At 69.9% G+C, this 23,441-nt stretch carries 27 protein-coding genes; 7 read left to right on the top strand and 20 right to left on the bottom strand.

Annotation, left to right across the window (positions count from 1 at the left end; all coding sequences use genetic code 11):
- The 3 genes from ABSF49_RS09030 to ABSF49_RS09020 form a co-directional block, all read left to right on the top strand.
- The coding region (locus ABSF49_RS09030; protein ID WP_424112316.1) for a PfkB family carbohydrate kinase at positions 1-613 on the top strand (613 nt) is incomplete at its 5' end.
- Positions 614-617: 4 nt separating this feature from the next.
- The gene (locus ABSF49_RS09025; RefSeq protein WP_424112315.1) at positions 618-1,259 is read left to right on the top strand and encodes a LysE family translocator; all 642 of its coding nucleotides are present in this window, start codon (positions 618-620) and stop codon (positions 1,257-1,259) included.
- Between the two features lie 502 nt (positions 1,260-1,761).
- Positions 1,762-2,007 carry a hypothetical protein gene (locus ABSF49_RS09020; RefSeq protein ID WP_424112314.1) on the top strand — a complete coding sequence of 82 codons (246 nt, stop codon included), beginning with the start codon at positions 1,762-1,764 and terminating at the stop codon, positions 2,005-2,007.
- A 695-nt stretch (positions 2,008-2,702) separates the two neighbouring features.
- Here ABSF49_RS09020 and ABSF49_RS09015 read toward each other — a convergent pair.
- From ABSF49_RS09015 to phnG, 16 genes are all read right to left on the bottom strand, one after another.
- Positions 2,703-3,656 (bottom strand): ABC transporter ATP-binding protein, encoded by a 954-nt coding sequence (locus tag ABSF49_RS09015; protein ID WP_424112313.1) that lies wholly within the window; start codon positions 3,654-3,656, stop codon positions 2,703-2,705.
- A complete protein-coding gene (locus tag ABSF49_RS09010; protein ID WP_424112312.1) occupies positions 3,653-4,627 on the bottom strand; it encodes an ABC transporter ATP-binding protein in 975 nt (324 codons plus the stop codon). The genes ABSF49_RS09015 and ABSF49_RS09010 overlap by 4 nt, the downstream gene beginning before the upstream one ends.
- Position 4,628: 1 nt before the next feature.
- Positions 4,629-5,471, bottom strand: a complete 843-nt coding sequence (locus ABSF49_RS09005; RefSeq protein ID WP_424112311.1) for an ABC transporter permease — start codon at positions 5,469-5,471, stop codon at positions 4,629-4,631.
- A complete protein-coding gene (locus tag ABSF49_RS09000) occupies positions 5,468-6,418 on the bottom strand; it encodes an ABC transporter permease (RefSeq protein WP_424112310.1) in 951 nt (316 codons plus the stop codon). The genes ABSF49_RS09005 and ABSF49_RS09000 overlap by 4 nt, the downstream gene beginning before the upstream one ends.
- Positions 6,419-6,466: 48 nt before the next feature.
- Complete coding sequence (locus ABSF49_RS08995) at positions 6,467-7,177, bottom strand: class I SAM-dependent methyltransferase (RefSeq protein WP_424112309.1); 711 nt, start codon at positions 7,175-7,177, stop codon at positions 6,467-6,469.
- Positions 7,174-8,418, bottom strand: coding sequence for a BtaA family protein (locus ABSF49_RS08990; RefSeq protein ID WP_424112308.1), 1,245 nt, complete (start codon positions 8,416-8,418; stop codon positions 7,174-7,176). The genes ABSF49_RS08995 and ABSF49_RS08990 overlap by 4 nt, the downstream gene beginning before the upstream one ends.
- Before the next feature lie 88 nt (positions 8,419-8,506).
- Entirely contained in the window at positions 8,507-9,214 is a 708-nt protein-coding gene (locus ABSF49_RS08985) for a DUF1045 domain-containing protein (protein WP_424112307.1), read from the bottom strand.
- Positions 9,211-9,798 carry a phosphonate metabolism protein/1,5-bisphosphokinase (PRPP-forming) PhnN gene (phnN, locus tag ABSF49_RS08980; protein ID WP_424112306.1) on the bottom strand — a complete coding sequence of 196 codons (588 nt, stop codon included), beginning with the start codon at positions 9,796-9,798 and terminating at the stop codon, positions 9,211-9,213. Before phnN ends, ABSF49_RS08985 begins: the two co-directional genes overlap by 4 nt.
- Positions 9,799-9,802: 4 nt before the next feature.
- Positions 9,803-10,966: an alpha-D-ribose 1-methylphosphonate 5-triphosphate diphosphatase gene (locus ABSF49_RS08975; protein ID WP_424112305.1), complete on the bottom strand. Its 1,164-nt coding sequence runs from the start codon at positions 10,964-10,966 to the stop codon at positions 9,803-9,805.
- Positions 10,967-10,969: 3 nt separating this feature from the next.
- The gene (locus ABSF49_RS08970; RefSeq protein WP_424112304.1) at positions 10,970-11,614 is read right to left on the bottom strand and encodes a DapH/DapD/GlmU-related protein; all 645 of its coding nucleotides are present in this window, start codon (positions 11,612-11,614) and stop codon (positions 10,970-10,972) included.
- Positions 11,611-12,330, bottom strand: coding sequence for a phosphonate C-P lyase system protein PhnL (gene phnL / locus ABSF49_RS08965; protein ID WP_424112303.1), 720 nt, complete (start codon positions 12,328-12,330; stop codon positions 11,611-11,613). The genes ABSF49_RS08970 and phnL overlap by 4 nt, the downstream gene beginning before the upstream one ends.
- The gene (gene phnK, locus ABSF49_RS08960; protein WP_424112302.1) at positions 12,327-13,100 is read right to left on the bottom strand and encodes a phosphonate C-P lyase system protein PhnK; all 774 of its coding nucleotides are present in this window, start codon (positions 13,098-13,100) and stop codon (positions 12,327-12,329) included. Before phnK ends, phnL begins: the two co-directional genes overlap by 4 nt.
- Complete coding sequence (locus tag ABSF49_RS08955) at positions 13,097-13,951, bottom strand: alpha-D-ribose 1-methylphosphonate 5-phosphate C-P-lyase PhnJ (RefSeq protein WP_424112301.1); 855 nt, start codon at positions 13,949-13,951, stop codon at positions 13,097-13,099. The genes phnK and ABSF49_RS08955 overlap by 4 nt, the downstream gene beginning before the upstream one ends.
- Positions 13,948-15,048 carry a carbon-phosphorus lyase complex subunit gene (locus ABSF49_RS08950; protein WP_424112300.1) on the bottom strand — a complete coding sequence of 367 codons (1,101 nt, stop codon included), beginning with the start codon at positions 15,046-15,048 and terminating at the stop codon, positions 13,948-13,950. The genes ABSF49_RS08955 and ABSF49_RS08950 overlap by 4 nt, the downstream gene beginning before the upstream one ends.
- Positions 15,048-15,635, bottom strand: coding sequence for a phosphonate C-P lyase system protein PhnH (gene phnH / locus ABSF49_RS08945; RefSeq protein WP_424112299.1), 588 nt, complete (start codon positions 15,633-15,635; stop codon positions 15,048-15,050). The genes ABSF49_RS08950 and phnH overlap by 1 nt, the downstream gene beginning before the upstream one ends.
- Positions 15,632-16,123 carry a phosphonate C-P lyase system protein PhnG gene (gene phnG, locus ABSF49_RS08940; protein ID WP_424112298.1) on the bottom strand — a complete coding sequence of 164 codons (492 nt, stop codon included), beginning with the start codon at positions 16,121-16,123 and terminating at the stop codon, positions 15,632-15,634. The genes phnH and phnG overlap by 4 nt, the downstream gene beginning before the upstream one ends.
- Before the next feature lie 245 nt (positions 16,124-16,368).
- On the opposite strand from phnG, the gene ABSF49_RS08935 reads away from it, so the two are divergent.
- The 4 genes from ABSF49_RS08935 to ABSF49_RS08920 all read left to right on the top strand — a co-directional run bounded on the left by ABSF49_RS08935 (position 16,369) and on the right by ABSF49_RS08920 (position 20,101).
- The gene (locus ABSF49_RS08935) at positions 16,369-17,262 is read left to right on the top strand and encodes a phosphate/phosphite/phosphonate ABC transporter substrate-binding protein (protein WP_424112297.1); all 894 of its coding nucleotides are present in this window, start codon (positions 16,369-16,371) and stop codon (positions 17,260-17,262) included.
- A complete protein-coding gene (locus ABSF49_RS08930) occupies positions 17,259-18,044 on the top strand; it encodes a phosphonate ABC transporter ATP-binding protein (protein ID WP_424112296.1) in 786 nt (261 codons plus the stop codon). The genes ABSF49_RS08935 and ABSF49_RS08930 overlap by 4 nt, the downstream gene beginning before the upstream one ends.
- Complete coding sequence (phnE, locus tag ABSF49_RS08925) at positions 18,041-18,892, top strand: phosphonate ABC transporter, permease protein PhnE (protein WP_424112295.1); 852 nt, start codon at positions 18,041-18,043, stop codon at positions 18,890-18,892. Before ABSF49_RS08930 ends, phnE begins: the two co-directional genes overlap by 4 nt.
- Positions 18,893-18,973: 81 nt before the next feature.
- Positions 18,974-20,101, top strand: coding sequence for an alcohol dehydrogenase catalytic domain-containing protein (locus ABSF49_RS08920; protein WP_424112294.1), 1,128 nt, complete (start codon positions 18,974-18,976; stop codon positions 20,099-20,101).
- 2 nt (positions 20,102-20,103) lie between these two features.
- Here ABSF49_RS08920 and ABSF49_RS08915 read toward each other — a convergent pair whose 3' ends face one another.
- The 4 genes from ABSF49_RS08915 to ABSF49_RS08900 are packed head-to-tail and all read right to left on the bottom strand — an operon-like array spanning position 20,104 to position 23,417.
- Entirely contained in the window at positions 20,104-20,802 is a 699-nt protein-coding gene (locus tag ABSF49_RS08915) for an ABC transporter ATP-binding protein (protein ID WP_424112293.1), read from the bottom strand.
- The gene (locus ABSF49_RS08910) at positions 20,795-21,547 is read right to left on the bottom strand and encodes an ABC transporter ATP-binding protein (protein ID WP_424112292.1); all 753 of its coding nucleotides are present in this window, start codon (positions 21,545-21,547) and stop codon (positions 20,795-20,797) included. The genes ABSF49_RS08915 and ABSF49_RS08910 overlap by 8 nt, the downstream gene beginning before the upstream one ends.
- Entirely contained in the window at positions 21,544-22,560 is a 1,017-nt protein-coding gene (locus ABSF49_RS08905; protein WP_424112291.1) for a branched-chain amino acid ABC transporter permease, read from the bottom strand. The genes ABSF49_RS08910 and ABSF49_RS08905 overlap by 4 nt, the downstream gene beginning before the upstream one ends.
- On the bottom strand, positions 22,557-23,417 hold the full coding sequence (locus ABSF49_RS08900) for a branched-chain amino acid ABC transporter permease (RefSeq protein WP_424112290.1): 861 nt from the start codon (positions 23,415-23,417) through the stop codon (positions 22,557-22,559). The genes ABSF49_RS08905 and ABSF49_RS08900 overlap by 4 nt, the downstream gene beginning before the upstream one ends.
- Positions 23,418-23,441 lie beyond the last annotated feature (24 nt).

Below are 23,441 nucleotides of genomic sequence, written 5' to 3'. Positions count from 1 at the left end.
CAACACCGCCGAAGCCGTCATCGAAGCGGTGGAAGCGGCGCACAAATACGGAACCATCGTCTCCTACGACCTAAATTATCGCGCCTCCCTTTGGAAGAGCCAGGGCGGACAGGCCGGCGCACAGAAGATCAACCGCAAGATCGCCAAGCATGTCGACGTCATGCTTGGCAACGAGGAGGATTTCACCGCTTGCCTCGGCTTCGAGGTTGAAGGCCTTGACGAGCACATCTCCAAAATCGACCCGGCCAATTTCAAGAAGATGATCGCCGCGGCGGTCAAGGCGTTCCCCAACTTCAAGGTGGCGGCGACGACGCTGCGCAACGCCAAGACGGCGTCGTTCAACGACTGGGGCGCCGTCGTCTTCGCCGGCGGCGCGTTCTATGAGGCGCCGTTGCGCGAGAACCTCGAGATCTACGACCGGGTCGGCGGCGGCGACGGCTTCGCCTCCGGGCTGGCTTACGGCTTCCTCGAAGGCAAGGGCCCACAGGCGGCGGTCGAGTACGGCGCGGCCCACGGCGCGCTGGCGATGACCACGCCCGGCGACACCTCGATGGTGAACGTCAAGGAGGTCGAAGCGGTCATGAAGGGCAAGGGCGCAAGGGTCATCCGCTGACGGCATGAATCTCTTTCCCTCGCCGAGCCTGTTCGTCGCTTTCGTCGCCGCCAGCGTCCTGCTGGCGCTGACGCCGGGGCCGGACATGGCGCTCTATCTGTCGCGCACCTTCGCCGGCGGCCGACCGCACGGCCTCGCCGCGCTCGGCGGCGCGTTGAGCGGCGTCGTCGTCCACACCTTCGCCGCTGCGCTCGGCCTTTCGGCCCTCATCGCCACCTCGGCGCGCGCCTACGACGCAGTGAAGATCGCCGGCGCGCTCTATCTCCTCTATCTCGCCTGGGGCGCGCTACGCCATGGCGCGGCGCTGAAGCTCGAGGCGGCCGACGGAGCGGCAGGGACGCTGCGCGGCGCCTATACGACCGGGCTGCTGATCAATCTCACCAACCCGAAGGTCATCCTGTTCTTCGTCACCTTCCTGCCACAGTTCATCGACGTCGGCGATCCCGACCCGAGCCGCAAGCTCTTCGTCCTCGGGTTCAGCTTCGTCGTCATCGGCGGGCTGGTCAGCGCGGCGATCATCGCCGTCGCCGGACGCTTCGTCGCGGCGGCGCGCGCCAACTCGCGCGCGATGCGCTGGTTCGACTACGGCTTCGCCGGCCTGATGGGCGCCTTCGCCGCTCGGCTGATCCTCGGCGCGGCGCGCTAGCGCATAGGGCGTTGACCCGCCTTCATCGCAGCTGCCGGATGAACTCGTACGCTTGGCGACTGCGGCTGAGGGTGGGAAGCAGCCTTGCCTCGACCCCAGAGCGACCGCCGTTTCGCGCCCGTTTTCGCCGCCGCTTGGCCGATTCGGCCATCGGGCTGCGCCCGACTTATCTGGCAGCCTGTCGAAATACGGCGACTCGGCGTCGCCGGCCTCGAGCGTTAAGCTCAGGGCGCTGATTCCGCGAAGAAAAGCAACGCCACGAAGAAGGCGGTGACGACTTCGGGCGGTAGCGCGGGCGCGCGGCTCGACAAGCGGTTGGCCTGGAAGCTCACGGTCGAAGCTGGGGGCGATTGCGGAAAATATCCGTTACTCAGCGTAACAAGACGCATCGCAGCAGAGACTATAACGCGATGCCGTCGGACGCATGTTGGCGGCATTGATGGAGTACCACCAGCCTATACGCAAGCTAAACGCTTGCGTATAATTCAAAGAGGTATGCGAAATGAAGAAGCTATTATTGATGCCGATGCTCGTAATCGGCCTGTTCGGCGCTTCCGCCCCAAGTTTCGCTTTGCCGTCGGTTCCGAACTTCGGTCCCGTCATCGAAATGAAAATGGGCGGTCACATGATGCACCTGCAGATGCTCCAGGACGCAGACGGCGGGCAATGGGTCGTCATGAGCCGCGCCGAATTCGAAAAAATGTCCGGCGAATCGCTCGGCAAGTACAAGTTCACCATGATGCCTTGAATGGAGGGAGGGATTTAGCTTTCCAATGAAGCACAAACTGGAAAGAGGGTCCCGCCTCCGAAAGTTCCAAGGCTCCGGCCTGTGGAATCCGCCATACGAAATTCCCCCGGCGTCAAGCCGGGGGAAAATGTTGACGGCAGACGCTTCGGCGGCGCCTTCCACGGGCAAACTCTCGCTAGCGCCGGCCTGGCGCGATCCATATTTGGTCGGCGCCGCGCCGACCATCGGCGGTTTCTTCGCGACGACGAACCTCGCATGCGCAAGACGCTCCGCGAGGTCGGCTTCGCCGCGCACTGCGCCGCGGAGCGGACAAGCCGCCTTCGGCCGAAATTCGACCTTAAGGCGCGTCTGGCGGAAAGTCTGGCTCGGGTCGAATCGGCGCTCAATGGCGTCCGCCAACCTCCGATTGTGACCACCGGCTCTAAGCGAAGGACAGCCGACCCTCAGCGCCGATCCGCTTCGCCCCGTTTGAGGCGGAGCGAGCGAAATGCCGCTTCGAGTCTGCGCCGCGGGCCGCGTTGGCCGTGCGCGGTCGCGCTGGCGCTGGAGGCCAAGACGACGCCGTTGCGCCTGCAGCTCGGCGCCGACTCGGTCGCTGCGGTGCGCGGCCACACCAAGCGGTTGCGCGGGGACTTGGCGAAATGAGAGCGAGTCGCGCTCCACACACGGGTCGATGGCGCGACCGCGTAAGCCGCTCAAAGCGGAAAGTGGCAGGCGACGGAGCGGCCGTCGCCGAGCGGGCGCAGCGCCGGCGCCGCTTCGCGGCAGCGACTTTGGGCGAAGCGGCAGCGCGCCGCATAGGCGCAGCCCCCCGGCGCTTCCTCGTTCGGCGGCGCGTCGACGGCGACGATCGGCGCCTCTTCGAGCTTCGGCGCGGCGTCGATGAGTTCGCGCGTGTAGGGATGCTTGGGCGCCTTGAACAACGCCGCCGCCGGCCCGGTCTCGACGAAGCGGCCGTGAAACATCACCGCGACGTCGTCGCACAGATGGCCGACGACGGCGAGATCGTGGCTGATGAGGAAGAAGGTGACGCCCGCCTCGCGCTGCAGGTCGCTCATCAGATTAAGCACCTGCGCCTGGATCGAAACGTCGAGCGCCGACACCGGCTCGTCGGCGACGACGAGCTTCGGCCGGGTCACCAGCGCGCGGGCGATAGCGATGCGCTGCCGCTGGCCGCCGGAAAATTCGTGCGGATATTTGTCGGCGTCGGTGGCGGTGAGGCCGACGGCGCGCAACGCCTCGAGGACGCGCGCGGCGCGCTGCACGCGCGTGACGTGGGCGAGGTTGATCAGCGGCTCGGCGACGATGCGGCGGACGCGCTGGCGCGGATCGAGCGAACCGTAGGGGTCCTGGAAGATCATCTGCATCTCGGCCCGCGCTGCCCGCAATGCGCGCGGCGCCAGATCGAACAACGAATGACCGTCGAGACGCACAATGCCTGCGGTCGGCTGCTCGAGCGCCATCGCGGCGCGCGCCAGCGTCGACTTGCCCGAACCGGACTCGCCCACGACGCCGAACGAGCGACCGGGATGGATCGTCAGGCTGACCCCGTCGACGGCGCGCCGAGTCGGATGCGGCGCGAACCAGCCGGCGCGGGGTAGGCGATAGAGCTTGACCAGGTCGACGACTTCCAGCAGCGGAACAGTCATGTCGGCCGCCCTTCCGCGTCGACCCGTAGGCAGCGCACGCGCCGGTCGCCGGCGAGCTCGATCGTCGGCAGCGGCGTGGCGTGGCAGGCGTCCATCGTCATCGGGCAGCGGCCGGCGAAGGGACAGCCGCGCGGTTCGGCGCCGGCGGGGACGGCCGCGCCAGCGATCGCGCGCAACCGTTCGCCGCGGGCCGCGCCGGCGCGCGGCCGCGCTTCCAGCAGTGCGCGCGTATAGGGATGGCGCGCGTCGCGCAGCACCGCTTCGGCCGGGCCGCTCTCCATCACCGTGCCGCCGTACATCACCAGCACCCGCCGGCAATGGCGCGCGACGACGGCGAGGTCGTGGCTGACGAGCAGCATCGCCATGTCGGATTGCGCGCCGAGCGTCGCCAAGAGGTCGAGGATGCGCGCCTGCACGGTCACGTCGAGCGCGGTGGTTGGCTCGTCGGCGATCAGCAGCTTCGGCGAGCAGGAGAGCGCCATGGCGATCATCGCCCGCTGCCGCTCGCCGCCCGACAGTGCGAACGGATAGGCGCGGGCGACGCGCTCGGGATCGCGCAGGCGCACGCGCACGAGCAGCTTGACCGCCTCCGCCCACGCGGCGCGCTTGCTCATGCCGCGATGCAGGATCAGCGGCTCGGCGACCTGGCGCCCGACGCGGTGCAGCGGGTTGAGCGCCGTCATCGGCTCCTGAAACACCATGCCGATACGGTCGCCGCGCAGCTTCTGCATCTGCGCCTCGCCGAGCCTGGCGAGGTCGACGCCCTCGAACCGCAAGGCGCCGGAAACCGTCGCGCCTTCCGGCAGCAGGCCCATCAGCGCCAGCGCGGTCATCGTCTTGCCGGAGCCGGATTCGCCGACGACCCCGAGGCTGTCGCCGCCGTCGAGCGTAAACGACACGTCATGGACGACGCGGCGCGGCCCGCCCGGCGTCGGCAGGTCGATGGCGAGATCGGCGACGGTTAGCAGCATGTCAGCTTCGCGCCCTCAGCTTCGGGTCGAGCGCGTCGCGCAGCCCGTCGCCGAGCAGATTGAGGCCGAGCACGCTGAGCGCGACGGCGAGGCCGGGATAGACGGCGAGGCGCGGCGCGACATACATCCAGTTCTGCGCGTCGCTCAGCATGCGTCCCCACGAGGCGAGCGGCGGCTGCGCGCCCAGCCCGAGATAGGACAGCGCCGCCTCGGCGAGAATGGCGATGGCGAATTGGATCGTCGCCTGGACGATCAGCGCCGGCGCGATGTTGGGCAGCACATGGTCGAAAGCGATGGCGATCGGGCCGCGACCGGCGGCGCGCGCGGCGAGCACGTATTCGCGCGCCAGCGCGCTACTGGCGGTGGCGCGCGTCAACCTGGCGAAGATCGGGACGCTGTAGACGCCGATCGCGATGATTGCGTTGACGACGCCGGGGCCATAGGTCGCGGTCAGCAGAATGGCCGACAACAGGGCGGGAAACGCGAAGGTGAAGTCGCACAGCTTCATGATTGCTTCTTCGACGATTCCCTTGGCGGCGGCGGCGACGAGACCGAGCGCGACGCCGAAGACGAGGCCGATGCCCACCGCGATGACGCCGACCAGGATCGACACCCGCGCCCCGGCGAGGATCTGCGAGGCGACGTCACGCCCTAACGAGTCGGTGCCGAGCCAATGGGCAGCCGACGGCGCGAGCAGCTTGTGGGGGATGTCGATCGCGCCGGGCGGGAACGGCGTCCAGACGAGCGACAGCGCCGCCGCGCCGACGAGCAGCGCGACCAGCGCCGCGCCCAAGCGCAGGCTCAAGCCGCCGGGTCGGCGGGACTGCGGCGCGGCGGCGCTCACGTGGCGTGCGCCCGCAGCCGCGGATCGATCGCCGCGCAGGCGAGATCGACCAGAAAGTTGACGATGATGACGAAGGCGACGAGCAGCATCACGCAATCCTCGACCACCAGGGCGTCGCGATTGGCGATCGACTGGACGATCAGCCGACCCAGGCCCGGCAGGACGAAGACGTTCTCGACCACGATCGCGCTGGCGATGAGATTGGCGAATTGCAGGCCCATGACGGTGAGGATCGGCGTCATCGCATTGGGCAGCGCGTGGCGCCACAGCGCGGCCCGGCGCGACACGCCCTTGGCGCGCGCGGTGCGGATGAAGTCTTCGCTCAGCGCCTCGAGCAGCGCCGAGCGCGCGACGCGGGTGAGGATCGCCGCCTGCACCAGGCCGAGCGCGATCGCCGGCAGGATCAGCGCCGTCAGCGCGCGGCCGAAGCCGGCGCTCCAGCCGGGAAAGCCGCCGGCCGGGAAGATGCGCCAGCGCACCGCGAAAGTCAGCACCAGCAGGATCGCAAACCAGAAATTAGGAACCGCAAGGCCGATCTGGCTCGCGACCATCACCGCGGCGTCGCCGGCCCGGCCGCGCCGGTCGGCGGCGTAGACGCCGGCGACCAGCGCCACGACGGCGGCGATCGTCATCGCCAGCAGGGCGAGGGGCGCGCTGACCGCGAGCCGTTCGGCGATCAGCGGCGCGATCGGCGAATCGTAGGCGTAGGAGAGGCCGAGGTCGCCGCGCAACGCGCCGGTCGCCCAGGCCCAATAGCGGACGGCGAAAGGCTGGTCGAGGCCGAGCTTGTGGGCGAGCGCCGCCACCGTCTCGGGCGTCGCCGTCGCGCCGAGCATGGTCTGCGCCGCGTCGCCGGGCAGGATCTCGATGACGCCGAACACCACCAACGAGGCGACGGCGAGGGTCACGAAGAGGATGGCGAGTCGCTGAAGCGCGTAACCGAACACGAATGATCCCGCTGCGCCGGACGCCCATTGCGTCCGACGCGGGCGAGCTTACGGCGCGATGGAACGGCCTGTCCAGGCGGGGACGGGGCCAGCCGCGCTAGACGCGACCCGCCGGCCCGGCCGCTCGACCGTCGCGCGCACCGCGTAGCCGCCGTAGAGCGCGAACGCGCGCGCGCGCGCGCCGCGTTCCAGCGCCAGCGCCGTCGCTTCGTCGCCGAGCGCGTCGCGCGGCGTGACGTCGAAGGCGGCGAGCCAGCGGCGCAGGCCGGCGCGCAACACGCGCGGCAGGCCGGCCTGGTCGCCAAAATCGACGATCTGCAAGGCGCCGCCTTCGGCGACGACGTCGATCGCCCGTTTGAGCGCCTCGCGCCACGGCGGGATCATCGACAGTGCGTAGGAGACGAGCACACGGTCGAAGGCGGCGCGACCGAACAGCGTCTGCGGATCGAAATCGCTCGCGTCGCCTTGGGCGAGCGTCACGCGGCCGTCGAGCCCGGCGCGGCGGATCGCGGCGCGCGCGGTCGCCAGCATCGCGCTCGACACGTCGAGGCCGTAGACCGCGGCGGTGGGAAAGCGACGCGCGACCGCGACGAGGTTGCGTCCGGTGCCGCAGCCGATTTCCAGCACCGTCTCGCCCGGTAGCGGCGCCAAAGCCGCGATCGCGCCGTCGCGGCCGAGCAGGTAGTACTTTCGCGTCGCGTCGTAGATGTAACGCTGGCGCCGGTACATACGGTCCATCAGCAGGGCGGCGTCGCTCACGCGGCGCGCTCGTAGAGATGGAAGCCGCCGTAGATCGACGAGCGGTCGCGGCGGCCGAGTTCGCGGCTTAGTTCTTCCTGGTAGACCCAGCCGTCGAGCGCGTCAGCGGCGACGCGGCCCGGCAGCAACCGCTCGTCGGCGGCGGTGCGGAAGATGACGCGCGCGCCCGGCCGCGCGGTGCGGCTGATCTGCGTCCACAGCGCTGTCAGCTCGTGGTCGTTCATCCAGTCTTGCGCGTCGAGCAGCACATAGGCGTCGAAGCTCGCCGCCGGCGCGTCGCCGAGCATTTGGGTCAGCGAGCCTTGGACGAAGCTCAGCCGGCCGGCGCGATCGCGCAGCGCGTCGAAATGCCGGCGCTGCAGATAGGGCGGGAGAGAGGCGGCCTCGCCCTTGGCGTAGCGGCCGCCGAACGCCTGGGCGGCGAAGTAGTTGTCGCCGATGTCGAAGTCGCAGGCGAGCCGCTCCAGCCGCTGGCGCAGCACCGCGGCGATGCCGCCGTCCGAGTCGCCGGCGAGCGCTCGGTACTGCGCCGGCGGAATGCCGAGCCCGTACAGCGAAGCCGGTTGGCGGGTCAGCCAGCGCACCATCGGTTTGTCGAAGATCGGCGCGAGATGGCGCTCGAACAGGGCGCGCTGCTCGGCGCGCGAGCGTGCGCTCAGCATCACGCGCGGATCGCAGCCGTGCAGCCGCGCCAGCACGTGACCGGCGGCGATGCAATGGCCGAGCAGGCCGAAGCGGTAGATGTTGCGGGCGAAGAGGTCGATGCGGCGGCGATGCGGAAACGGACGCCCGTCCCAATAGGCGCGGCTCGTCGCGTCGAGGCGCCCGCGCAATTGCGAATCGTAGGCGACGACGTTGGCGCGTGAATTGGCGTCGGCGAAGAAGCGTCGGAACGACTCGTAATCCGGCAGATGCTCGAGCGCGCAGAGCTTGAGTCGGCCGAGCGCGACATGGGCGCCGTTGAGATCGACGGCGACGATCTCGGCCGGGTCGGCCGTCAGGTAGGACAGCGCGTTGCAGCCGCCCGAGGCGATGGTCGCGACCCGATCGCCCGGACCGAGGCGCAACGCCTCGAGGTCGACGACCGGATCTTCCCAGATCTGCGGATAGACGAGGCGACGGAAGGCGGCGGTGAACAGGCGTTCGAGCACGCCGGCGCGACTCAGCGGCCGACTGCGATGAACCGCCGCACGCAGACCTTCGCCGGTGGCGCGCCGCGCGGCGCGAACGGAATGTTGCACACGTCCTCCCATCCGCTGAAGCCTGGGTCGTCTGCGCGTAGATGACTCGCATGACGCGCGCGTGACGGCGGCGGTCGCGGCAATCGCTTTAGCCGCCGAGCGGAAATCGCTGGTCGACGACAAAGTCGCCGTTAGGCTTCTGCACAAACAAGGCGAGCGCGTCGACGACCAGCGTCGGGTCGGCGACGCGCGCGGCGAATTCGCGCGCGAGCGTTTCGGCGATCCGCCCGGCCTCTTCGACGGCGTTGGTCAGGGTGAAATGGAGGCGGAACTCGGCGAGCGCGTAGGGGTATCCCCAGCGCTCGAAAGTTTCGCGCTGGCGGGGGGTGAGCCGCAGGGGGTCGCGCCGCACGCGTTCGGCCTCGTTCAACGGAGCGCGGAACGCGTCGAGGCCGCGCACGACCCGCTCTTCGATCTCGGCGATCTTCGGCGAGGGCGTGGGCGACGTCAGCGCGACGAAGGCGGCGCCTTCGCCGAGCGCTAGGGTCGAGACGGCGAGACGGCCGGCGGAGAAGGGCGTCTGCGCATGCGCGAGTTCGGCGAGCGCCGTGCTGAGATCGGAAAGGCTTGCTTCGTCGGCGAGACGGAACGGCGCCTTGATCGTCGCGTGGAAGCCGTAGCGGCGCGGCTTGGTCGTCATGCTGCGCCAAGCCGTTGCGTCGAAGCCGTCGGGCGCGAAGCCCAATTGCGCTTCGCCGCTGGCCGCGTCGCGGCCGACCACCGCGCTGCCGAAGCGCCACAGCGCGCTTTCGGGCGGCGGCGCGAGATAGACAGCGTAGCGCAGCGGATTCATCATAGAACGGCGCTCCGCCTGCCGCTGACGACGAGGTCGAGGAGCCGCGCCACCGCCTCGTCGAGCGCGCCGTCGTTGTCGATCGTCGCGTCGGGTTCGAAGGCGACCTCGGCGACCGCGCTGCGCGCGAGCCTTTCGCGCCGGCTCGCGCCGTCATCGCGGCCGCGCGCGGCAAGTCGCGCCGCCAGCGTTTCCGGCCGCGCGGTGACGAGCACGACCAGGCTCGGCCGATAGAGCTGGCGCACCTCGGGGACGGCGGCCCGCGACACGTTGCAAACGACGGCGCAGCCGGCGGCGAGCCGCGCCTCGATCTCGCGCGGCACGCCGTAATGGAGGCCGTGCGCGCTCCAGGCGAGCGCGAACCGCCCTTCAGCGCGCGCCGCCGCGAACGCCTCGTGCGCGAGCGTGTCGTGATCCTCGAAGGCGTCGGCGCGGCGGGTGACGACGCGGCGCGCATAGAAGACGCCGTCGCTTTCGCCGAGTCGGCTGGCGAGGCCGCGGATCAACGCGTCCTTGCCGGCGCCGCTCGGGCCGACGATGGCGACGAACAGGCCCGTCGCAGGCGAGGTCTTGGCCAGCGCCGACATGGCCTCACGCGACCCTTACGCCCTCGCGCCAGACGGCGCGCGCCACCGGCTCGCCGTGATGGGCGCGCACGCGGACAAGATCGGCGCGGCGGCCGACGACGATCTCGCCGCGGTCGATGAGACCCGCCGCTTCGGCCGGGTTCTTGGTGACGAGCCGCACGGCGCCGGCGAGGCCGCCGATGCTGGGCGCGTCGGCGAGGTGGAACGCCGCCATCAGCAGCGCCGCCGGCACGTAGTCGGAGGAGAGGATGTCGAGCAGCCCCGCCTCGGCGAGATCGCGCGCCGACGCGTTGCCCGAATGCGAGCCGCCGCGCACGACGTTGGGCGCGCCCATCACCGTCGCCATCCCGGCGTCGCGCGAGGCGGCGGCGGCTTCATGGGTGGTTGGGAATTCTGCGATATGAACGCCCTCCCGCTTCGCCTGTTCGACGTCGTCGAGCGTGGTGTCGTCGTGGCTGGCGAGCGTCAGGCCGTGAGCGTGGGCGAGAGCGACAATGCGCGGCCGATTGGCGTCGGCGCGCTCTCGGCCGACGCGTTGCCGTTCGCGCACGACTTCGGCGAGCTCGCGCTCGGATTTCCCGGTCTTGCCCTGATAGTAGATGAAGTACTTGTCGAGGTCGCGGAACTGCCGCTGGCCAGGCGTGTGGTCCATCAGCGATACGAGCCGAGCCGGATGCTGCGTAAGGAACTCCTCGAGAAACTCGACGACATTGGGCGCGGGGATCTCGCAGCGCAGGTGGGTCTGGTGGTCGGCGCGCAACAGATCTGCGGCGCGCGCGCGCTCGATCGCGTCGGCAAGCGTGACGACCTGTTCGCCGGCGCCGCTGCGCCAGTCCTCATGTTCGTCCATGCCGACGCGGAAGGAATCGAACACCGTGGTGATGCCGGCGGTGGCGATCTGCGCGTCATAGGCCATCACCGCGCTGCCGGCGTGCCAGAACACGCGCGGGCGCGGCATGAAATGCGCCTCGAGATGGTCGGTGTGCAGTTCGACCAAGCCAGGCAGCAGATAATCGCCCTGGCAGTCGATCGCGCCCTTCGGGCCGTGGCCCTCGCCGGTCTCGACGATGCGGCCATGGTCGGTCGCGACCCAGCCGAGGAAGACGCGGTCGGCGGCGACGACCTTGGCGTTGGTCAGGACGAGGGGATCGGCGGCGTGGAACTCCATGCCTCAGGCTCCGTATTTGTCGAGGAACGCCTCGGCCGAAAGCCGGCGGAAGTCGTCGAGCGCGGCGCGTAGCGTCGCGTGCGGCCAGTCCCACCAGGCGAGTGCGTCCATGCGCGCGCCGATTCCTTCCGGGAAGCGGGGCCGCAGGGGCTTCGCCGGCACGCCGGCGACGATCGTGTAGGGCGCGACGTCGCGCGTCACCACCGCGCCGGCGCCGATCACCGCGCCGTTGCCGATCTTGACGCCGGCGGTGATCGTCGCGCCGTGGCCGATCCAGACGTCGTGGCCGACGGCGACGGCGTTCTCGCGCCGCCAATCGAAGAAATCTTCCTCGCGCACGGCGTCGGGCCAATAATCGTTGGCGCGATAGGTGAAGTGGTGCAGCGTTGCGCGCCAGGTCGGATGGCTGGTCGCGTTGACGCGCACGTGCGAGGCGACGTTGACGAACTTGCCGATCCGCGCCGCCCAGGTCTCGCAATCCTGCATCAGGTAGGAATAGTCGCCGACATCGGTCTCGGCGACGATGCAACGTTCGCCGATCTCGACATAGCGGCCGAGCGTGCTGTCGCGCACCGCAGCGCTCGGATGGACGAGCGGCGCCTCGGAAAGACGCGTGGCGCGCGAGATGGGCGCGGGGGGAGCGTTCATGCGGCCTCGCGGTCGGAGAAGCGCGACACGTCGACGATGCGGTCGGCGACCCGCGCGCGCACGTCCTCGTCGTGGAAGATGGCGAGGAAGCCCGCGCCCTCGGCTTTGCGCTCGGCGATGAGCTCGATCACCGCCTCGCGATTGTCGGCGTCGAGCGAGGCGGTCGGCTCGTCGAGCACCAGCAGCCGATGCGCTCCGGCGAAACCGCGGGCGACGTTGACCCGCTGCTGCTCGCCGCCGGAGAAAGTCGCCGGCGGCAGCCGCCACAGCGCTTCGGGCAGGCGCAGCCGGGCGAGCAAAGCGGCGGCGCGCGCGCGCGAACCTTCGCGGTCGAGCCCCGCCTCCTGCGCCGCGGCGGCGACGATGTCGAGCGCGGCGACGCGCGGGATGACGCGCAGGAACTGGCTGACGCTGCCGACGACGCGACGCCTGAGGTCGAGGATCTCGCGCGGCGCGGCGCGGGCGACGTCGACGACGCGCTCGCCGTCGGCGACGAGAATGCGCCCCTCGCCGGCGAGGTAATTGCCGCTGACCATCTTGAGGATCGACGACTTGCCGACGCCGGACGGGCCGCCGAGCACCACGCATTCGCCGGCCATGACGCTGAACGAGACGCCGTGGACGACCGACAGAAGCGCGCCGTCGTGGAGGTGCAGGGTGAAGGTCTTGGCGAGGCTCTCGACCCGCAGCAGTTCGTTGGGGACGAGCGCGCTCATGCGGCGAGCACCGAAGAGACGAGTAACTGCGTGTAGGGCGCCTGCGGATCGTCGAGCACGCGGTCGGTCAGCCCGCTCTCGATCACTTCGCCCTGCTTCATGACGAGCATGCGATGCGACAGCAGCCGCGCCACGGCGAGATCATGGGTGACGATGATCGCCGCCAGCCCCATGTCGGCGATCAGCCCGCGCAACAGATCGAGCAGCCGCGCCTGGACGGAGACGTCGAGGCCGCCGGTCGGCTCGTCCATGAACACCAGGCGCGGGCCGGTGACGAGATTGCGGGCGATCTGCAGCCGCTGGCGCATGCCGCCGGAATAGGTCGAGGGCGGATCGTCGACGCGCTGGGCGGCGATCTCGACCCGCGCCAGCCAGTCGAGCGCGGCGGCGCGGATGCGGCCGTAATGGCGGTCGCCGATCGCCATCAGCCGCTCGCCGATATTGCCGCCGGCCGAGACGTTCATGCGCAAGCCCCGCGAGGCGTCCTGGTGGACGAAGCCCCAATCGGTGCGCATCAGCGCCCGCCGCTCCGCTTCCGACAGCGACGACAGCGCGCGCGCGGCGCCGTCGCGCATACGGTAGACGACCTCGCCGGAATCGGCCTGCAACGCGCCGGCGACGAGATTGAGCAGCGTCGTCTTGCCGGAGCCGGATTCGCCGACGATCGCCAGCGCCTCGCCCTCTTCGAGCGCGAACGAAATGTCGCGACAGGCGTCGATTGCGCCGTAGCGCTTGCAAAGGCCTCGCACGGAAAGCAGCGGAGCGGTCATTGCGCAACGTCCTTGGTTTTTGCGGCGCGGCGCTTCTCGCAATAGTCGGTGTCGGAGCAGACGAACATTCGTCCGCCCCTGTCGTCGATCACCACCTCGTCGAGGAACGAGTCGGTCGCGCCGCAGAATTCGCACGCGGCGTCGAACTTGGTGCGCTCGAACGGGTGATCCTCGAAATCGAGCGAGACGACGCGCGTAAACGGCGGGATGGCGTAGATGCGCTTCTCGCGCCCGGCGCCGAACAATTGCAGCGCCGGACAATCGTCGAGCTTGGGATTGTCGAACTTGGGGATCGGCGACGGGTCCATGATGTAGCGGTCGGCGACGCGCGCCGGATAGGCGTAGGTCGTCGCGATATGGCCGTGACGGGCGATGTCCTCGTAGAGCTTGACGTGCATGACGCCGTATTCGGCGAGCGCGTGCATGGTGCGCGTCTCGGTTTCGCGCGGCTCGAGGAAGCGCAGCGGCTCGGGAATCGGCACCTGGTAGACGAGGATCTGTTCGCCGCTCAGCGGCGTCTCGGGGACGCGGTGGCGGGTCTGGATGATCGTCGCCTGCGTCGTGTCGGTGGTCGTCGCGACGTCGGCGGTCTTGGCGAAGAAGGCGCGGATCGACACCGCGTTGGTGGTGTCGTCGGCGCCCTGGTCGATCACCTTCAGCACGTCGTCGGGACCGATGATCGCAGCGGTGACTTGCACGCCGCCGGTGCCCCAGCCGTAGGGCATCGGCATTTCGCGCGAGGCGAAGGGGACCTGATAGCCGGGAATGGCGATCGCCTTGAGGATCGCGCGGCGGATCATCCGCTTGGTCTGCTCGTCGAGATAGGCGAAGTTGTAGGGCCGAGCGGTCATTCGGCGGCCTCCGCGCTCGGCGCCTGCGCGCCCGCTTCGCGCCTCAACTCCCGCAGCAGCGCCAGCTCGGCCTGGAAGTCGACGTAATGGGGCAGCTTCAGGTGCTCGACGAAGCCGGTCGCCTGGATGTTGTCGCAGTGGGAGAGCACGAATTCCTCGTCCTGCGCCGGGCCGATCCGCTCTTCGGCGAGTTCGTCGGCGCGCAGCGCGCGATCGACCAGCGCCATCGACATCGCCTTGCGCTCGCTCTGGCCGAAGACGAGGCCGTAGCCGCGGGTGAAACGCGCCGGCTCGCCGTCGGCCCCGCCCTTGAACTGGTTGACCATCTGGCATTCGGTGACGGCGATCGACCCCAGCGGAACGGGGAAGCCGAGCTCGGCGACGAACATTTCGACCTCGATCTCGCCGAAGCGGATCTCGCCGACGAACGGGTGGTTGCGGCCGTAACCGCGCTGGGTCGAATAGCCGAGGCCGAGCAGGAAGCCCTCGTCGCCGCGCGCCAGCGTCTGTAGCCGCGCGTCGCGGCTGGCCGGGAATTCGGTCGGGTCGCGGGTGACGTCGGCGACCGCCGCGCCGCCCTCGGCTGGCGGGCTCTTCTCGATCAGGTCGTCGCCGGCGATGATGTCGACGACGCGCGGCGCGGCGAGCGCCGAATCGGCCGGGGCGGTCGCCGGCGGCGGCGGATCGGCGCTCTCTGCGAGCATGAAGTCGATCAGCCGGTGCGTGTAGTCGAACGTCGGCCCGAGCACCTGGCCGCCGGGCAGGTCCTTGAACGTCGCCGAGACGCGGCGACGAAGCGCCATCGCCTTGGTGTCGAGCGGCTCGGCGAAGCCGAAGCGGGGCAGGGTGGTGCGATAGGCGCGGGCGAGAAAGATCGCCTCGATCAAGTCGCCGCGCGCCTGCTTGATCGCCAGCGCGGCGATCTCGCGATCGTAGAGCGAGCCTTCGCTCATCACCCGATCGACGGCGAGCGACAGCTGCTCGTCGATCTGCCGCGTCTCGATCTCGGCGACGCTACGGTCGCCGCGCCGCTTGTCGGCGAGCAGGGCGTGGGCGTTGGCGATCGCCCGCTCGCCGCCCTTGACCGCGACATACATCAGCGCGCTCCCTCGATGATCGCAGTCGAGCGCGGCAGCGCAGCGAGGCGGTCGTCGGCGACGAAGATCAGGTCGACGCCGAGCGGAAATCCGGCGCGGTTCGCAGCCCATTGGGCGACGAAATCGACCGGCAAGGGTGAAAGGGCGAGCGTCGCTTCGCCTTTGATCCCCGGGCCGGCGAGCCGCAGGCGCGGCCCCGCCTCGAGCGACGCGGCTTGGGCGACGATCGTCGTCGAGCGGTCGGGATATTCCGCCGTCCCCGAGGCGAAGCGCGCAAGGTCGAGGCCGTCGGCGGAAAGATCGACCAGCGCGAAGGCCGCCTTGTCGGGCGCTGCGGCGCGCGGGGCGCCACTGTGGAAGGCGAGATAGTCGCCGACCGCGGCGGGGAACGACGGCGCGATCCACAACGGGGTCTCGAAGTCGGCGAGCGTCAGCAGCGCCGCGGCGGCGGCGCGGGCGAGCGGGGCCGGCGGCGCGAGCGCCTGGCCGCAGGCGAGGATCGTCCCCGGCGCGCTCAGCGCCCGCATGATGCGACGGAACGCAGCCTGGGATTCGAAGGTCGGATCGGCGAAGGCGAGCGCGTTCATGCCGCGTCCTCGCCGCGCACGAGGGTGAAGAAATCGACCCGCGTCGCTGCGGTTTCGGCGCGCGTTTTCGCCGCTTCGGCGGCGAGCCGCGCCGCGATCGGCGCGAGGATCATGGTTTCGACGTCGCCGCGCGACGCTCGGCGAAGCCACAAGGCGTCGGCGATCGCCGCCAGCCGCGCCGTCTCTCCGTCGCGGCCAAGGATATGGGCGAAGCCGCGTTCGCCGGTCGGCAGCTCGACGACGGCGCGCGTGACCGTCGCTTCGCCGAGATTGAACGGCGCGCCGTCGCCGCCGATCCGGCCGCGCAGCATCACCAGCCCGGACTCGACCGGCTTGAGCGCGCGCGCGCCGTGGTCGGGCCAGCGCTCGGCGATCGGCCGGGCGAGCTCGTCGCGGCGCGCGCGCGCGACGAGCGCCATCGCGCGCCGGCGCGCCGCGATTTCCGGCGGCTCGGATTGCGGTTCGGATTTGGAATCCTTCACGGCCATGTCGCCCTTCTCGTCTCGTTCGATGACACTTTCGCGTCGCTCTCCGCTCGTCGGGACTCGCCGCCCGCCACGCCCGCGCAAGCGGCGCGCAACGCTCCGCGTCATCTCGCGATTTGCGGCGGACCCGATTCCATTCGCCGCGACGGACGGCCCGCCGCGCGCCGCAGGTTAACAAACCGTCACCTGGCAAGACTATAACGGCGAGCGCTGATCGGAAAACTGCCAACCAATATCGGGGTCACATCATGAAGCGATCAACGCTGTTCTTCGCCGCCGCCGCTGTCGGTCTGTTGGCGGGCGGCGCCGCGCAAGCGGCCGATTGCCCAGAGGGCGGTCTGCGCTTCGGCGTCGAGCCTTATGAATCGGCGCAGCGTCTGCTGCCGGTCTACAATGATCTGTCCAAGCTGATTGGCGACAAGCTCGGCTGCCCGATGCAACTGTTCATCGCGACCAGCTACACCGCCGAGATCGAGGCGATGCGCAACGACAAGCTCGAGATCGGCGAATTCGGACCGCTCGGTTACGTGCTCGCGCACCAGGTCGCCAAGGCGGAAGCCGTCGCCACGTTCGGCACCAAAGATGGCAAGCCGTCGAGCTACTACGCTTCGATCGTCACCTGGCCGGGCTCGGGCATCGACAAGCTCGCCGACGTCAAGGGCAAGTCCTTCGCCTTTTCCGATCCGGCGTCGACTTCCGGGCACCTGTTCCCAGCCTTCGGTCTGAGCAGGAACGGCATCGACCCGGACGCCGACATCAAGGCGGTCTACGCCGGCAGCCACACGGCGTCGTTCGAGGCGCTGCGCAATCACAAGGTCCTGGCGGGCGAACTCAACAGCGAAGAGATCAACAGCGCCAGGCTGCACAACGAGTATGACGACAAGGCCTACATCACGCTGTGGAAGTCGGAGCCGATCCCGATCGATCCGCTGTGCATCCGCGGCGATCTCGATCCGGCGTTCAAGGCCAAGCTCGCCAAGGTCCTCTCGTCGCTCGACCTGCACGAGCTGCCCGAGGACGACCAAAAGTTCCTCGCCGCCAATGAGGACCCGGCGCTGATTACCGTCCCTCAGATCGACGGCGCCTTCGACCAGATCCGTGATCTCGTGTCGACCCTGAAAGTCGATCTCAGCAAGCTGTGAGCGCGTTCTCCGGCGAATCGGCGTCGGGCGCCGAAACGCGGCTCGCCGTTCGCGGCCTGCGCATGCGCTACCCGAACGGCACGCTGGCGCTCGACGGCGTCGATCTCACTGTGCGCGCCGGCGAGCTGGTGACGATTCTCGGCAGCAACGGCAGTGGCAAAACGACGCTGTTGCGCTGCGTCGCGCGGCTCCTCGATCCGTCCGAGGGCGAGGTGCTGGTCGACGGCCAGGACCTCGCGCGGCTGAACGGCGAGGCGCTGCGCAAGGCGCGGCTGGCGCTGGCGATGGTTTTCCAGCGCGCCAATCTGGTCAGACGCCGCAGCGTTCTCGCCAATGTCGCGAGCGGTACGCTCGGCCGCCGCCGCACATGGTGGACGGCGCTCGGCGGCCTTCCGGCCGAGGAATTGCCTTTGGCGCGCGAGTTGCTGCGCCAGGTCGGCGTCGAACAACTCGGCGGCCAGCGCGCCGACACGCTGTCGGGCGGACAGGCGCAGCGCGCGGCGATCGCAAGGGCGCTGGCGCAAAGGCCGAAACTCATCCTCGCCGACGAGCCGGTGGCGAGCCTCGATCCGGAAGCGGCCGAAGAGATCTTGCGCCTACTGCGGCAGCTCGCGATCGACAGCGGACTGGCGGTGCTGTGCGTCCTGCACCAGCCGGCGCTCGCTCTGCGCTATTCGCATCGCGTCGTCGGCCTGCGCGACGGCGTCGTCGCCTTCGACCTTCCCGCCGATCGCGACGCCGACCTGCATATCGCGCTGCTCTACAAGGAACTCGCCGCATGAGCGTCGACGGAACGACCCTCGCCGCCGCGCCGCGCGCCTCGCGCGCTGAAGCGCGGGACGACAGCGCCGCGACGCACGGGCAAGGCGGGCTCGGCCGTCTCGCCTTGCGCATCCTGGTTGGGCTCGTCGTTCTCGCCATCCTCGCGCAATCGTTCTATGTCGTGCAGGCGCGGCCGGAGGACTTGGTCACCGGCGTCCACGGCATGGTCGACCTGCTGAGCCGCGCCATGCCGCCGGCGTGGTCGGAGTGTGGCGACATCCTGTGGCCGACGCTGGAGACGGTCGACTTGGCGATCTTCGGCACTGTCTTCGGCGTGCTGATGGCGCTGCCGCTGGCGGTGTTGGCGGCGAGCAACGTCACGCCGGCGCGACCGCTCTATTTCCTAGCGCGAGGGATCATCGCGCTGACCCGCGCGGTGCCCGATCTCGTCTGGGCGCTGCTGTTCGTCACTGCGGTCGGCCTTGGCCCGTTCCCCGGCGCGCTGGCGCTGTCGGTCCATTCGATCGGCATGCTCGGGCGGCTGTTCTCCGAGGTGATCGAGGACATGGATTTCGGCCCGGTCGAGGCGCTGAACCTGACCGGGGCGAGCAGGCTCCAGGTCTTTACCCATGCGGTCGTGCCCGGCGTGCTGCCGTCGCTGCTCGGCATCGGCCTCTATCGCTTCGACGAAAACCTGCGTTCGTCGCTGGTGCTCGGCTTCGTCGGCGCCGGCGGCATCGGCTTCCGTCTGCTGACGGCGATGAACCTGTTCCAGTACCGGACCGTCTCGTTGCTGCTGGTGGCGACCTTCATCCTGGTGATGGCGGCCGAGCGCGGCTCGGCGCTGCTGCGTCGCCAGGTCGCCTGACTTGCTCGCGGCCGCGCGTCGGCTATGCGACGCGCGCGATCGGCGCTATGACCGACCGATTGCGGTCGGAGGCGCCGGGCGATGCGGGTCAAAGCGGCGATGCTGCGGGCGACGGGGGCGAAACCTCCTTACGCGGTTTCGCGGCCGCTCGACATCGTCGAGGTCGATCTCGACGGCCCCGGCCGCGGCGAAGCGCTGGTGCGAATCGCGGCGGCCGGCCTCTGCCATTCCGACCTTTCGGTGATCGACGGCGCCCGGCCGCGGCCGACGCCGATGGTGCTCGGCCATGAGGCCGCGGGCGTCGTCGCGGCGGTCGGCGAAGGGGTCGTCGACCTCGCCGTCGGCGATCGCGTCGTGATGGTGTTCGTGCCGAGCTGCGGCCATTGCCTGCCTTGCGCGACCGGCCGGCCGGCTTTGTGCGAGCCGGGCGCGCGCGCCAACGGCGCGGGCACGCTCGTCTCCGGCGTGCGCCGGCTCGCCTTCGCCTGCGAGCCGGTGAACCACCATCTTGGCGTCTCGGCCTTTGCCGAGTTCGCCGTCGTCGCGCAGGAATCTTGCATCAAGGTCGATAGGACGCTGCCGTTCGAACATGCGGCTTTGTTCGGCTGCGCGGTGCTGACCGGCGTCGGCGCGGTCGTCAACACCGCGCGGGTTCCGGTCGGGGCGTCGGTCGCGATCGTCGGCCTCGGCGGCGTCGGCCTCGCGGCGGTCCTCGGCGCGGTCGCCGCCGGCGCGCGCCAGATCGTCGCCGTCGATCTCGCTGAGGCGAAGCTCGACCACGCGCTGCGGCTCGGCGCGACCGACGCGGTCGACGCCGGCGCGCCGGACGCCGTTCAGCGGATCAAGGACATCACCCGCGGCGGGGCCGAGTTCTGCATCGAGCCGGCCGGCGCCGTGCCGGCGCTCGAACTCGCCTATGCCGCAACGGCGCGCGGCGGCGTCACCGTCACCGCCGGCCTGCCGCATCCCGACCGCAGGTTGTCGATCCAGGCGGTGAGCCTGGTCGCCGAAGAGCGGACGCTGAAAGGCTCCTACATCGGCTCCTGCGTGCCCCGGCGCGATCTGCCCAATTTCATCGTCCTGTTTCAGGCCGGCCGCCTGCCGGTCGACAAACTGCTGACCCACCGGCTGCGACTCGACGAGATCAACGAAGGCTTCGATCGCCTGCGCGAAGGCGTCGGCGTGCGGCAGGTGGTGATGTTCGGGTGAGGCTAGCCCGCCGCGGTCAGATGCGCGTGCAGAGCGGTTTCGTCGGCGAGCAGGGCGGCGGCGGCGGCGCGATGGACGATCGCGCCGCGGTTGAGGATGATCGCCTCGTCGGCGAAGCGCAGGATCTTCGCCGCCTTCTGTTCGACGACGATCATCGACAGCCCTTCGGCGGCGAGGATCTTCAGCGCCGCCAGCAACTCGTCGACGATCGCCGGCGCGAGACCCTCGGTTGGCTCGTCGAGCAGCAGCAGCTTCGGGTTCAGCACCAACGCGCGGCCGATCGCCAGCATCTGCTGCTCGCCGCCGGAAAGCTGGCCGCCCATGTTGGCGCGCCGCTCTTCGAGGCGCGGGAACATGCGGTAGACGCGCGCGAGGTCCCACGTTCCCGGCCGCGCGACGGCGGTCAGGTTCTCTTCGACGGTCAGGGAGCGGAAGATGTTGCGCTCCTGCGGGCACCAGCCGAGACCGGCGCGCGCGCGACGGTGCGAGGGCAGGCGAGCGAGCTCGACGCCGGCGAGCGCGATGCGGCCGCTCGCCTGGACCGCGCCGATCAGCGCGTTGATCAGCGTCGTCTTGCCAGCGCCGTTGCGGCCGAGCACGGCGAGCGAACGTCCGTCGTCGAGCGCGAGGTCGAGCGCCTCGATGACGACCGCCTCGCCGTAGCCGGCCCTCAAGGCCTCGACGCGCAGCAGCTCAGCCATGCGCGTCCTCGCCGAGATAGACCGCGCGCACCCGCGGATCGGCAGCGATTGCGTCGGGCGCGCCCTCGGTGAGGATGCGGCCGGCGACGAGCACGGTGATGCTCTTGGCGAAGCTGAAGACGAGGTCCATGTCGTGTTCGATCAGCAGGACCGCCACGTCGCTCGGCAAAGCGGCGAGCGCGGATAGGATGTCGCGCCGTTCGCTCTCCGGCACGCCCGCCGCCGGCTCGTCGAGCAGCAGCGCTTTCGGTCGGCAGGCCAGCGCCAGCGCGATTTCGAGCAGCCGCTGCTTGCCGTAAGCGAGCGTGTGGGTCGGACGATCCATGTCGGCGATGAGGTCGAAGCGGTCGAGCAGCGCGACGATTTCGGCGACGATCGGCTCGCGCGAGCCGACGCCGCGCAACATGTCGTCGCCGCGCCCCTCGCGCTCGGCGATCGCGGCCGCCAGCGCTTCGGCCGGGCTGAATTCGGGGAACAGCTGGTTGATCTGGAAGGTGCGCGCGAGGCCGCGGCGGACGCGGGCGTGCTGCGGCAGCTGGGTGACGTCCTCGCCGGCGAGGACAACCGCGCCCTCGCTCGGCCTGAGCACGCCGGTCAGCAGATTGACCAGCGTCGTCTTGCCGGCGCCGTTGGGGCCGATCAGCGCGTGGCGCGCGCCCGGCTCGAGCGTCAGCGACACGTCGTCGGTGACCGTGAGGCCGCCGAAACGCTTGAACAGGCCGCGCGCCTGCAACGCCGCGCTCATGGCGCCGCCTCCCGGCGCGGCGCGGGCCGCAGCCGGCGCGCGAACCGCTTCAGCGCCGCTTCGATCCGCTCGCGGCCGACTGTCACCAGCCCGACCAGCATCAGGCCGATCCAGAACTCCCAATATTCGGGCGTCGCGCCGGCAAGCGCGTCGCGCAAGCCGACGAAGATCGCCGCGCCGATCAGTCCGCCGTAGAGATAGCCTGGGCCGCCGATGATCAGCGTCAGCAGCACGTCGGCCGAACGGTGAAAATCGAAAATGTCGAGCGAGACGATCTGCGTCGTCTGCGCCAGCAGCGCGCCGGCGGCGCCGGCGTAGGCGGCGGCGAGGCCATACATTGCGACCAGCCGCCGATTGGCGGGAACGCCAAGCGCCCCGGCGCGTAGCCGGTTCTGGCGGATCGCCTGCACCGACTGGCCGAAACTCGATCGCGTCACCCGCCGCGCCAGCGCGAACAGGGCGAAGACGACGGCGAAACTGTAGAGCGCGGCGGCGCGCCGGCCGGCGAAGTCGATCGGGAACTGGCCGAGCACTGGGCCGATGGTGAAGTCGAGGCCGTCGGCGCCGCCGGTCAGCCAGGAATTGCGGTTGGCGAGCTCGCCGAGCATCAGCGACACGCCGAGCGTCACCATCAGCCGCGTCAGGTCGGTTCCGCGCAGCACCAGCGGCGCAGTGACGAGGCCGGCGAGCCCGGCGACGAGGCTCGCAACGACCAGGCCAAGCGTCGGATCGGCGAGACCGCGGCTGGCCATGATCCCCGCCGTATAGGCGCCGAGGCCAAGGAAGGCGGCGTGGCCGAGCGAGACCAGGCCGGCGTAGCCGAGCGCGAGATCGAGCGACAGCGCGAACAGTCCGAGGATGAGAATTTCGTTGATCAGCAGCGCGCGCGACGGGACGAGCAGGATCAGCGCCAGCGTCGCCGCCCAGGCGGCGATTTCGAGCGGCCGCCAGCGTCGTCGTCGCAGCAGATGGCGCGCGACGCGCGCCGCCTCGGCCGCCTCGCGCGCGCTCATGTTCCGCTCTTGGCGAACAGGCCTTGCGGCCGGATCAGCAGCGTCGCCACCATCACCGCGTAAATGACGAAAGCGCCGATCGAGGGGACGTAGTATTTGCCGGCGACGTCGAGCACGCCGAGCAGCAGCGCGCCGAAAAAGGCGCCGGCGATCCCGCGCGAGCCGCCGATGGCGACGACGATCAGGAACGAAACCAGGAATTTGACCGGGAAGTTCGGGTCGACGCCGCCGACCACGTCGGCGGCGAGCGCGCCGCCGAGCCCGGCAAGACCGCTGCCGATCGCAAACGCCACGGCGAACAGCCGCCCGACGTCGATCCCGAGGCCGGCGGCGACGCGGCGGTCGTCGACCGCAGCGCGCAATTGCGCGCCGAAGCGGGTGCCGACGAGAAACACCTGCAGCGTCGCCGCGATGATTCCGCAGACGACGACGAGGAACAGCCGATAGGCGCCGATCGTCAGCCCGGGCAGCTCGAAGCGACCCTGGAGGAAGGGGGGAAGGTGGATCTGTTGCGGCTGGTCGGTGAGGAAATAGTCGAAGGCCGGGATCGCCATCAGCACCAGGCCGATCGTCAGCAGCACCTGATCGAGCGGGCTCGCGCCATAGAGCCGGCGATAGAGCAGCCGTTCGACAACGACGCCGACCAGCGCCGGGACGACGAAGGCGAACGGCAGCGTCGCGAGGAAGGGGATGCCGGCGCGGTTCATCAGCAGCGCCGTGACATAGCCCCCGCCCATGGCGAACACGCCGTGGGCGAGGTTGACGAAGTTCATCAGCCCGAGCGTCACCGCCAGCCCGCAGGCCAGCAGGAACAGCAGCATGCCGTATGCGACGCCGTCGAACAGGATGGTCAGCACTTAAGCGCCGCGCCTTCTTACTGC

This window comes from Roseiarcus sp., assembly GCF_049514155.1.
GTDB lineage: Bacteria > Pseudomonadota > Alphaproteobacteria > Rhizobiales > Beijerinckiaceae > Roseiarcus.
The sequence above is the reverse complement of the archived record's forward strand: the minus strand, read 5'-3'. Positions and strand labels throughout refer to the sequence as shown.

Coding starts and splice junctions, on each gene's coding strand:
- ABSF49_RS09020 (WP_424112314.1), top strand. CDS start 1,762: ATGAAGAAGCTATTATTGATGCCGATGCTCGTAATCGGCCTGTTCGGC.
- phnG (WP_424112298.1), bottom strand. CDS start 16,123: ATGGCCGTGAAGGATTCCAAATCCGAACCGCAATCCGAGCCGCCGGAA.
- ABSF49_RS08975 (WP_424112305.1), bottom strand. CDS start 10,966: ATGGAGTTCCACGCCGCCGATCCCCTCGTCCTGACCAACGCCAAGGTC.
- phnK (WP_424112302.1), bottom strand. CDS start 13,100: ATGACCGCTCCGCTGCTTTCCGTGCGAGGCCTTTGCAAGCGCTACGGC.
- ABSF49_RS09025 (WP_424112315.1), top strand. CDS start 618: ATGAATCTCTTTCCCTCGCCGAGCCTGTTCGTCGCTTTCGTCGCCGCC.
- ABSF49_RS09010 (WP_424112312.1), bottom strand. CDS start 4,627: ATGCTGCTAACCGTCGCCGATCTCGCCATCGACCTGCCGACGCCGGGC.
- ABSF49_RS08910 (WP_424112292.1), bottom strand. CDS start 21,547: ATGAGCGCGGCGTTGCAGGCGCGCGGCCTGTTCAAGCGTTTCGGCGGC.
- ABSF49_RS08905 (WP_424112291.1), bottom strand. CDS start 22,560: ATGAGCGCGCGCGAGGCGGCCGAGGCGGCGCGCGTCGCGCGCCATCTG.
- ABSF49_RS08955 (WP_424112301.1), bottom strand. CDS start 13,951: ATGACCGCTCGGCCCTACAACTTCGCCTATCTCGACGAGCAGACCAAG.
- ABSF49_RS08985 (WP_424112307.1), bottom strand. CDS start 9,214: ATGATGAATCCGCTGCGCTACGCTGTCTATCTCGCGCCGCCGCCCGAA.
- ABSF49_RS08920 (WP_424112294.1), top strand. CDS start 18,974: ATGCGGGTCAAAGCGGCGATGCTGCGGGCGACGGGGGCGAAACCTCCT.
- ABSF49_RS09015 (WP_424112313.1), bottom strand. CDS start 3,656: ATGACTGTTCCGCTGCTGGAAGTCGTCGACCTGGTCAAGCTCTATCGC.
- phnE (WP_424112295.1), top strand. CDS start 18,041: ATGAGCGTCGACGGAACGACCCTCGCCGCCGCGCCGCGCGCCTCGCGC.
- ABSF49_RS08950 (WP_424112300.1), bottom strand. CDS start 15,048: ATGTATGTCGCGGTCAAGGGCGGCGAGCGGGCGATCGCCAACGCCCAC.
- ABSF49_RS08935 (WP_424112297.1), top strand. CDS start 16,369: ATGAAGCGATCAACGCTGTTCTTCGCCGCCGCCGCTGTCGGTCTGTTG.
- ABSF49_RS08970 (WP_424112304.1), bottom strand. CDS start 11,614: ATGAACGCTCCCCCCGCGCCCATCTCGCGCGCCACGCGTCTTTCCGAG.
- phnN (WP_424112306.1), bottom strand. CDS start 9,798: ATGTCGGCGCTGGCCAAGACCTCGCCTGCGACGGGCCTGTTCGTCGCC.
- ABSF49_RS08915 (WP_424112293.1), bottom strand. CDS start 20,802: ATGGCTGAGCTGCTGCGCGTCGAGGCCTTGAGGGCCGGCTACGGCGAG.
- phnH (WP_424112299.1), bottom strand. CDS start 15,635: ATGAACGCGCTCGCCTTCGCCGATCCGACCTTCGAATCCCAGGCTGCG.
- phnL (WP_424112303.1), bottom strand. CDS start 12,330: ATGAGCGCGCTCGTCCCCAACGAACTGCTGCGGGTCGAGAGCCTCGCC.